This is a genomic window from Paenimyroides viscosum, assembly GCF_003858535.1.
Classification (GTDB): Bacteria; Bacteroidota; Bacteroidia; order Flavobacteriales; family Flavobacteriaceae; genus Flavobacterium; species Flavobacterium viscosum.
In genome coordinates, this window is the sequence record NZ_RQTJ01000052.1 from 222 (window position 1) to 10,279 (window position 10,058).

Sequence of the window (10,058 nt, forward strand, 5' to 3'; positions counted from 1 at the left end):
ATTTTTAAATTAGCAAATAGAAATTGGCTTTGGCTTAGTTCGGTCTGAATTGAACGTCCGCTCGATTCAAGCCCGCACTATCGCCAAGCCTCGAAACGTTATCGCTCAGTGTAAAAAAGACAACGACAGTGAACAAAATAAACGACAGAAATAAAATGCCAACCGCACATTCAGGCACATTTGCTTGCCACAACACACGGGCGACCGCTTCGCAAGCAAAAGAGCCTGAATTTTTGCCAACGCACAGAATAAACAAGTAAATTTGAACCAAAGAAAAATATTATAATGACTTACAATTTCATAGACTTATTTGCAGGAGCAGGAGGACTTTCAGAAGGATTTATCCAAGCTGGTTTTGAGCCTATTGCTCACGTTGAAATTGAAAATTCTGCTTGTAATACTCTGAGAACAAGAGCTGCTTACCATTACTTAAAAGCTAACAACAACTACAAAATTTACATTACCTATCTAAAAGGGGAAATAACTCGTGAGCAATTATATTTAAGTGTGCCAAAAGACATTTTGGACGCTGTTATTAACCTTCCAATTGGAGATGAACACAATGAAACTATACACCAGCAAATAAAGAAGAGCCTAGGAAAAAGAAAAGTTGATTTAATTATTGGCGGACCACCTTGCCAAGCATATTCATTGGTGGGACGGTCACGGTCTAAAACCAAAATGGAAGGTGACCCAAGAAATTACCTCTTTATTCAATATGCTGAATACTTAGAAAGATATAAGCCTAATATGTTTGTTTTTGAAAATGTTTTGGGATTAAAGTCTGCTAAAGGTGGGCACTATCTTGAAGAAATGGAGAAGATTTTTAATAAAAAAGGCTATCAAATAAAACTGCACACGCTTGAAGCAAAAAACTTTGGAGTATTGCAAAACAGAAAACGAATTATCATTCTAGGTTGGCAAAAAAACAAAAAGATTAGTGTACCAAATTTGGAAGAAATTTCAATTGAAAACAATTATTTAGTAAAAGATTTATTGGACGATTTGCCTGTAATAAAAGCCGGTGAAGGTGTAGACAGATTTTTAAAATACAAAACTGAAACAACGGAATACTTAAAATCTCACGCTTTACGCAATGGTATTGATATTTTAACCCAACATATTGCAAGACCACATAGAGAGCAAGATAAAGAAATTTATAAAATTGCCGTTCAGAAATGGGATAAAAAACAAGAACGATTAAACTACAATGATTTACCAGAAAGATTAAAGACCCATCAAAATCGCACTTCATTTTTTGACAGATTTAAGGTGGTTGCTTCTGACTTACCCTACTCACAAACAGTAGTCGCCCATATTGCCAAAGATGGTCATTATTATATTCATCCTGATAGTAAGCAAAATAGATCAATCAGCGTAAGAGAAGCAGCACGACTTCAATCTTTTCCAGATGACTATTATTTTGAAGGAGAAAAGGAAGGAGCTAATAGAACAGCTGCTTTTAAACAAATTGGGAATGCAGTACCACCTTTAATGGCAAAAAAAATAGCTGAAGAATTGTTTAAAGTTTTGAAGAATGAAAAATAAAGAACAAGCTATTGTTGTCTCTTATTATTTGTCCCGCTTCAATGATGATGCTGTTAATAATTTAGGATACAAAACTTGGAAAGATGCTTTTGATGATTTATCTGACAAGCTTCAAATTAACAAACATACTATAAAAAATTGGAGAGATGAGTTTGATCCATTTCACGGACATAGAGCAGGTTGGCATCAGAGACAACCAAGAAAAACAATTTCAAATATTATTTCCCAATTTGAGCAGTTGGAGGAATTTGATATAAGACAAATAGCAGTGGAAATTATAAATGGGAATAAGATTGATTTGCCTGAAATAGATAACTCAGATAATGAAGTCATTACTAATCCGATTTTTATACTAAGAGGTCCAACAGGAAAAAAAGCTGAACAGTTTTTTATTGAATATCATAGATTAAATAATTTGCCTGTTGCAGGCGAGTTAATTGATTCGCGAGATTTAGGATGTGGATATGATTTTGAAATCAAATCTAAATCATATCAACATTTTATTGAAGTTAAAGGACTGGCTAGTAATATAGGCGGACTTCTCTTTACAAATAAAGAATGGGAAACTGCAAAACGAGAAAGGTCACGATATACAGTTTGTATTGTGTCTAACATTAATGATTCTCCTGAAATTTCCTTCATAAATGACCCATTTTCAAAATTAAATCCCAGAAAGAATATAATCCAAACAGTCCAAGTGCAGTGGAGTGTTTCCAATAACGAATTACAAGGAATAAATGATTGACTATACCAACATACAATCAACTTCTGCAGAACCAGAAGCAAGCTCAATGATTGAAACCTTTCGTGCGATTGGTTATTCTATTGAAACTGCTATTGCTGACATTGTTGATAACTCTATTACTGCTGGAGCGAAAAATATCTGGATAGATTACGATTGGAAAGGTTCAAATACAACATTATCTATCCTAGATGATGGTACAGGAATGAACAATGAACAGCTTGTTCAAGCTATGCGACCTGGAAGTAAGAATCCATTAGATGAAAGAAATCGAGATGATTTAGGTCGTTTCGGTTTAGGCTTAAAGACGGCTTCATTTTCACAATCAAGAAAATTTACTGTTTTTTCTAAAGCTAAAGGCTACAAACCTGTTTTTTGGACTTGGGATTTGGACTTTGTCAATCAAGAAAAAGTATGGAAATTAATTAGATACATTCCTAACGAAGGAAACTGGACTAAGAAAATAGAAACTGTTGAGACAGGAACTTGTGTAATTTGGTGGGATTTGGATAGACTTACAAAGGATACTTCAGAGGACAATGAAGAAGCAAAAAGTAAGTTTTTAGGAATAATGGATTCCGTAAAATCTCACTTATCTATGGTTTTTCATAGATATATGGATGAAGGTTTGAAAATCTATTTACGTGAGAGGGAAATAAAATCTTGGGATCCATTTATGATTGGAATAGATAATTTACAAAGCAAACCCGAAACAAGATTAGAAGGTGGTTCAATAAAGATTAAAGGTTTTGTTTTACCGCATCGTTCGAAACTTTCAGCAGAACAATATAATTATGGAAAAGGTCCAAAAGATAGTTGGACAGCTCATCAAGGTTTCTATGTTTATAGAAATCGCAGATTGTTAGTTGCTGGCGATTGGCTTGGTCTTTTTAAAAAAGAAGGACATTATGACCTTTGTAGAATTCAAATTGACTTACCAAATAATTTTGATGATGACTGGCAAATTGACATCAAGAAATCTATCGCCAGACCTCCTTCAATTTACCGTGAACAAATTCTTGCACTAGCAAAAGATGTTAGAAATCAAGCTGTAGAGGTTTATAGACACAAGGGCAAGGTGCTTAAAAGAAAATTGGCATCGGATGAATATTTTCCGTTTTGGGAAGAAAGAGCCAGACACGGTAAAAGATTCTATAAAATAAATCGGAATCACCCGCTTTTAAATGAATTACTTTCTAAATCAGGCGATTTAAAAAAAGAAATTGAAAAAGTAATTCAGTTCATTGAGGAAACAATACCTGTGCCTTTAATCACGCTTCAAGAAAGCGAAAATGAAAAACCACACGGGCAACCATTTGAAGGAATAGACCACAACGCAATTAAGGAAACAATGCAAAAGCTTTTTAACGGATTTGTAGCAAGTGGTCTATCAATCGAAAAAGCAAAGGCAAGAATTCTAAATACTGAACCATATAATTTCTATCCAGAATATATTGAATTTTTAACCAATGAGTAAAAAAGACCCTATTAAGAACATCCGTCAGTTACTATCTGACAGCTCATCTTATACAAGAGAAGAAATTGAAGATGCCGTTGATGAAGTGCTTAAAATGAAGTATTTCATAAATGAAAACCGTGAAATGCTTGTAAGAAGAATTGAAGAACTTTATACAATTCGTCAAGATGAATTTAGGTCAATTGAAAAAGCTGATGAAAACTTACCTTGGTTAAATGAGAAAAGAGCTGAATTAGATTTTTCAAATGGTTTTTGGGGTAGATATAGAGAATACCTCGAAATAGAAAAGAATTTTGCACCAGAAGTTATAAATAAGCTAGATAGACTTACAGATAGCATTCTTGATAATTTATTTGATCCAACACTAAAAATCACAATAAATAAGAAAGGTTTAGTTGTTGGTCAAGTTCAATCAGGAAAAACAGCAAATTATACTGGTCTCGTTTGTAAAGCTGCTGATGCTGGATTCAAATTAATAATTATTATGGCAGGAATTCATAATAATTTAAGAAGCCAAACGCAACTTAGAATTGACGAAAGTTTTTTAGGATTTGATACGAAACATACAAGAGCTTTTGACCAGAGAAGTATTCAAATAGGTGTTGGTGACCCCTACTTTGGTTCGCCTATTGTGGCTCATTCTCTAACTTCCAGCATTGAAAAAGGTGATTTTACTCAAGGAGCGGCAAATGCCCTAGGTTTAAACTTCAATACTTCTGAACCAATTGTTGCCGTAATAAAGAAAAATCCACACGTACTCAGAAGAATACATCAATGGCTTGCAGCTCAGGCAAATGAAGACAATGAATTAGGACGAGTAATTCGTAATAAATCACTCTTACTTATAGATGACGAAGCAGACAATGCCTCTATTAACATTTCAAATGACCCTGAAAGACAAAGTTCTATTAATGGCTGGATTACTCAAATTCTAAATCTATTTGGAAAGAATGCTTATGTTGGTTATACAGCTACACCTTTTGCTAACATTTTTATTCCGTTAGATGACCAAAATTTATTCCCGAGGAACTTTATAAAAAATATCCCAGCTCCTTCAAACTATATTGGACCAGAAAAAGTATTTGGATTTAGTCCATTAGAAGAAGACGAGGCCTCAAATACAGTTTTACCTATAGTAAACAGGATAAATGACTACAGTGGATTTGTTCCTGATAGGCATAAAAAAGATGATCAATTACCATCATCTTTACCTGAATCTTTGAAAAGGGCTATTCGTTGTTTTATAATCACTTGTGCAATTAGAAGATTAAGAGGGCAAACAACAGTTCATAACTCAATGCTGATTCACGTTTCCCGTTTTATGCGTTGGCAAGACCATATTGCAGAATTAGTTTCAAATCAATTCATTTATTACCGAAGAGGAATTGACCAAAATGATACAGAAGTTTTAAATGAGTTAAAATTGACTTTTGAACAGGATGAAAACGGATATAAATCTTATGTTTCTGTTTCTCAACAAATTTTAGATTCAGAACTTAAAAATTTAGATTCGCAAATTCAGGTTCATAAATGGAGTGAAGTTTTACAACATTTGAATGATGCTGCTTCACGAATTGAAGTAAAATCAATTCATGGAGGTTCGGGCGAAGCATTAGACTATTTCGACCACAAAAATGGACTTTCAGTAATTGCAGTTGGTGGTAATAAGCTTTCAAGAGGTTTGACTTTAGAAGGACTTTCCGTTAGTTATTATTTAAGAGCATCAAAAATGTATGACACATTGATGCAAATGGGGCGTTGGTTTGGATATCGAGGTGGCTATGTTGACTTATGTCGTTTGTTTACAAGTAGGGAGTTAAACGAATGGTTTTGCCATATAACTCTGGCTTCAGAAGAACTAAGAGAAGAATTTGATTATATGTCAGACATAGCTGGTTCTACTCCAGAACAATATGCTCTAAAAATACGCACTTCTCCAGACGGACTAATGATTTCAGCAATCAATAAAATGCGTAACGCAATTACTGTACAAATTTCGTGGGCAGGCAGATTGGTTGAGTCATACGAGTTTAAGAAAGAAATACCAATCATTGATAACAACTTAAATACGCTCAGAAATTTCATTTCTACATTGCCATCTAATTATCAAGAAAAAGATAACGCTTTGTTATGGTTTGATATTCCAGCCTCCGAAGTAATTAATTTCTTCGAGGGAATTCAATCTATTGAAAACTTGAAAAAAGCAGAGCCAAAAAAAATTATCCAGTTTATAAATGCTCAACTAAAGAACAATGAACTTACGGATTGGAGAGTCGCACTTATGTCAAAGCCTAATGCAAAAAACAATACAAATTTAATTGTAAATGGTGGTGAAATCTCAATTGGACAATGGCTAAGAACCGAAGACGGAAGTGAACAAAACTCTAATGAACAAATATATTATTTGAGAAAATCGCACATCATAAGTCCTTGGGATGAATTTATTGATTTCACAGATGAAGAAAAAGCTAGAGCTTTGGAGATAACTAATCAGCGTAGAACTAAACCTGGAACAGCTTCATATCCTAAAGGTCAAATTGTAAGAAACGAGTTAAGAGACCCTAAAAAGCCTTTGCTTTTGATCTATTTGTTAGATACAAAAGAAAGTCTTCAGTTTTTCCCCTTACCAGACGGAACAAACCCTTTTGTTGGCTATGCTATTAGTTTTCCTAAAAGTAATTTCAACGCCCCTGTTTCTTACGCAATTAATGAAGAGTTGTTAGACAAATTTGATGTTGTTGAAGAAGATTTTGAAGACTATGGAGATGACGAAGATTGAAAATATTTGGACTGGATTAGAAAGTGAAACTTCTAATCATTCTGGTTTGCTCTATAAACGATATTCAGCAGAAGTAATGCCTGATGTATTTATTGCAATCAAGGCTCCAGAAAAATTAAGATGTATTGCATTTAGAATAAGCGCTACTTTCTCGTTTGACGAAAACCAATGGAATAAACTCAAAGACATCAAGATTGAAACGCTACCGGATGAAAGAGATAGGTCAAAGAAATTTTTGCTTATCCTTTTACTAAACAAACAACATAAAGATATTTTCTCTACGCTTTGCGAAGATTTGATATTTGGAGTATCAGACGTGTCCACAGAACAAACCTTAGTAGAAAAACTATTGGAGCGTTTGGCTAAATGGCAGTCTTTGTTTGAAAAGGTTGGTAAACAAGGTTTATCAGACGAAGCACAAAGGGGGCTTTACGGTGAAATTTATTTTTTACGATTTTTCTTGACTAATAATTCGGATAAAAACTATTGTATTAAATCTTGGCTTGGCCCAGAAAAGTCTATTCAAGATTTTCAATACTCAAACTGGGCAGTTGAAGTAAAAACTACACACGGTAACAATCATCAAAAAATTCATATCACGAGTGAAAGACAGTTAGACGATTCCATCATTGAAAAAATATTTTTATTTCATCTTTCGCTAGATGTAAGAGTGGGAAACGGTGAATCATTGAATATACTAATTGACGAAGTTTCGGAATTATTGAATGATAACACAATGGCTTCCAATCTATTTAAGCTGAAATTATTGGAATCTGGATATTATGATATTCACAAACCTCTTTATGATGAGAGAGGTTATACTATTCGTCAAGAAAATATATACCGAGTTACGGGTAATTTCCCAAGAATAACTGAAAATCAAATCCCTATCGGTGTTGGAGATGTGAGATATTCTATTGTTCTATCGGAATCAGAGGAATGGAGAATTAACCACCAAACTCTTTTGGGAGAAATACAATAACATTTTTATGGAAAACAAAGAATTACAAAAGTTCTATAGAGACATTCAGGAAGAAATTAACGCAAGTCTTATCTCTGAGGAAGAAGGAACAAATCCAGAACAGATTTTTACAGAGTTAGCACTATCGTATTTATCCGAAGCAGGAGAAACAGAAAATTATCGTGTTTGCTTTGATGAAAAGATTAGTAAAAGAGGTGTTGAACATAAAATCAACGGCTACTCTCTTTATGAAAATTACGAAACACTTGATTTGTTTGTAACTATATACAATGGTGATTCCACCATTCAAAGTGTTACAAAGGGTGATGCAGACAAAACAATTGAAAGAGCAGTAAAATTCTTTAGAAATGCAATTTACAAAGATTATGTGAACGAAATAGAGGAAAGTTCTGAAATATTTGATCTTGCTCAAACTCTAGCGAATGTTCCAGAGGTTAAAGAATATCTAACCAGAGTAAATATATTTTTAATAACAAATGGTGAGGTAAAATCAGATGTGAAAATTTCTGATACAATAGCTGGTTACACTATTTTTTACAGAACAATTGATATAAACTACCTTTTCAATCTTTCTGATAAAACCAGAGTGCCTATTGAAATCAACTTTGAACTAGCAGGATATAAAGTGCCTTGTATTGTTAATGAAAGCGAAAATTCTGATTATCAATCTTGGCTTGCGATTATCTCAGGTCTTGCCTTAGCAGATATTTATGAACAATATGGGGCTAGACTTCTGGAGCAAAATGTTCGTTCATTTCTTCAATTCACAGGTAAAATAAATAAAGGAATTCGAAATACTATTCTGAAAGAGCAACATATGTTTATGGCATTTAATAATGGTATCGCAGCTACTGCTGAAGAAGTTACCATTACAGATTTGCCAAACAATCAAGGTAAAGCTATTGCTCAAGTAAAGGATTTTCAAATTGTAAATGGTGGACAAACTACAGCGTCAGTTTATCATACTTGGAAAAAAGATAAAGTCGATATAAGTAATGTGTTTGTTCCAGTTAAACTTACTATTGTAAAAAATAGAGAGAATTTTTCTGAAATAGTTGGTCGTATCGCAGAATATGCTAACACTCAAAATAGAGTTTCTGCTTCTGATTTAAGTTCTAACAAAGAAAATCACGTTTTAATTGAAAAACTTTCACGGACTATTTGGGCACCGCCAATTTCAGGAGAAACTACTCAAACACGTTGGTTTTTTGAGCGTTCAAGAGGTCAGTACAAAAATGAAAGAATTCGATTTGGTATTACACCATCAAAGCGAAAACAATTTGACAAGCAGAATCCAAGAAGTCAGATGTTCACTAAAGAATCTTTGGCAAAGTTTATCAACTCATACGAGGAAGTATATAATGGTAAAAAGTTGGTAATTGGCCCTCATATTGTTGTTAGAGGAAGTCAGAAAAATTACGCTCAATTTCTGAATTATAATTTCAGTTTTAAGCCAGACAATATTTGGTTTGAAGATGCTATTGCAAAAGCTATTTTATTTTCATCTGCTGAAAAGGTATATGGTGTAAAACCGAACGCAATTGGTGATATGCGTTATATAACAGTTCCTTATTCATTAGCTTGGTTAGGTTATAAATTGAACTACAAACTTGATTTATACAAAATCTGGAAACATCAATCGCTAAGCGATACTTTAAAGTCAAAATTACACGAGGTAATGTCTAAAATAGAGGATTACATCAAAACTAAAGCCCCTGGCTCTTTATATGGAGAGTGGGCAAAAAAAGAGGAATGTTGGAATGCAATTAAAAATGAAAGTTTTGAGATTGACCTTGAAAGTTTAAAATCTGACTTGGAAAATAAATTGACTGAAAAAAGAAAAAAGCTAACTGAGGATGAAACTCAAAAAGCTGAAAATGAGGCTTCATTGAATAGATTAAAATCAATACACGTAAAAACTTGGAAGAAAATAGAAGACTGGGGAAGAGAGACTCAAAATCTTACCCAATATCAGTATGATATGGCTTCTACTTTAAGCAGTAAAATTAGAAACAATAGAACAATTACAGACATAGAAAGGAATCAAGGAGAAGGCATTCTTAATATTGTTGCAGAAGTTAATCCAGAATTATTTTTTGATATGGATGATTTCTTTATTGAGGACAATAGTAAAAAAGTTGAAGAAGTTGAAATAACGCTTGACCTTATTGAAAGAATTATACAATGGGACAAAAAAAATAAACGGCTTGATGCGTATAAGTATCGTTTTATGGCCGACCTTTTAGAAGGCAAAATGACACTAACGGATAGAAATAAGTTTCTAGCCAGACTTAACTTAAAAACAGTAGAGAAGTATGGATTTAGATAATTCCCTTGCTAACAGCCACACACATTGCCAAGCCGCTCAAGCCAACGCTCAAACCCAAGCTTGGCAAAGAGTGTGTCTGTCCAACCGCACAACCAAAACGACCGACAAACCAGTGGCCGAAAAAGAACACCGAACCGCTAATCGAGTAGACGGCTCCGCCAGTAACTGACGGAGTGCGCCTCTCACACCACCGAGCGTACG

6 protein-coding genes are annotated in these 10,058 nt (G+C 33.9%); all 6 read left to right on the top strand.

All coding sequences use genetic code 11. The features are described from left to right. Window positions 1-285: 285 nt before the first annotated feature. From EG242_RS14185 to EG242_RS14210, 6 genes are read left to right on the top strand one after another with little or no spacing between them, the layout of a single operon-like run. Window positions 286-1,548 carry a DNA cytosine methyltransferase gene (locus EG242_RS14185; RefSeq protein ID WP_124900517.1) on the top strand — a complete coding sequence of 421 codons (1,263 nt, stop codon included), beginning with the start codon at window positions 286-288 and terminating at the stop codon, window positions 1,546-1,548. Next, on the top strand, window positions 1,538-2,293 hold the full coding sequence (locus EG242_RS14190; protein WP_124900518.1) for a DUF3883 domain-containing protein: 756 nt from the start codon (window positions 1,538-1,540) through the stop codon (window positions 2,291-2,293). The genes EG242_RS14185 and EG242_RS14190 overlap by 11 nt, the downstream gene beginning before the upstream one ends. Next, window positions 2,286-3,767: an ATP-binding protein gene (locus EG242_RS14195; protein WP_124900519.1), complete on the top strand. Its 1,482-nt coding sequence runs from the start codon at window positions 2,286-2,288 to the stop codon at window positions 3,765-3,767. The genes EG242_RS14190 and EG242_RS14195 overlap by 8 nt, the downstream gene beginning before the upstream one ends. Further along, window positions 3,760-6,546, top strand: coding sequence for a Z1 domain-containing protein (locus EG242_RS14200; RefSeq protein ID WP_124900521.1), 2,787 nt, complete (start codon window positions 3,760-3,762; stop codon window positions 6,544-6,546). Before EG242_RS14195 ends, EG242_RS14200 begins: the two co-directional genes overlap by 8 nt. Further along, the gene (locus tag EG242_RS14205; protein ID WP_158608883.1) at window positions 6,533-7,528 is read left to right on the top strand and encodes a PD-(D/E)XK motif protein; all 996 of its coding nucleotides are present in this window, start codon (window positions 6,533-6,535) and stop codon (window positions 7,526-7,528) included. Before EG242_RS14200 ends, EG242_RS14205 begins: the two co-directional genes overlap by 14 nt. A gap of 7 nt (window positions 7,529-7,535) precedes the next feature. Further along, entirely contained in the window at window positions 7,536-9,857 is a 2,322-nt protein-coding gene (locus EG242_RS14210; protein WP_124900525.1) for an AIPR family protein, read from the top strand. Window positions 9,858-10,058 lie beyond the last annotated feature (201 nt).

Excerpts from the sequence above, each read along its gene's own strand:
- EG242_RS14190 (WP_124900518.1), top strand. The coding sequence starts at position 1,538 with ATGAAAAATAAAGAACAAGCTATTGTTGTCTCTTATTATTTGTCCCGC.
- EG242_RS14200 (WP_124900521.1), top strand. The coding sequence starts at position 3,760 with ATGAGTAAAAAAGACCCTATTAAGAACATCCGTCAGTTACTATCTGAC.
- EG242_RS14210 (WP_124900525.1), top strand. The coding sequence starts at position 7,536 with ATGGAAAACAAAGAATTACAAAAGTTCTATAGAGACATTCAGGAAGAA.
- EG242_RS14195 (WP_124900519.1), top strand. The coding sequence starts at position 2,286 with ATGATTGACTATACCAACATACAATCAACTTCTGCAGAACCAGAAGCA.
- EG242_RS14205 (WP_158608883.1), top strand. The coding sequence starts at position 6,533 with ATGACGAAGATTGAAAATATTTGGACTGGATTAGAAAGTGAAACTTCT.
- EG242_RS14185 (WP_124900517.1), top strand. The coding sequence starts at position 286 with ATGACTTACAATTTCATAGACTTATTTGCAGGAGCAGGAGGACTTTCA.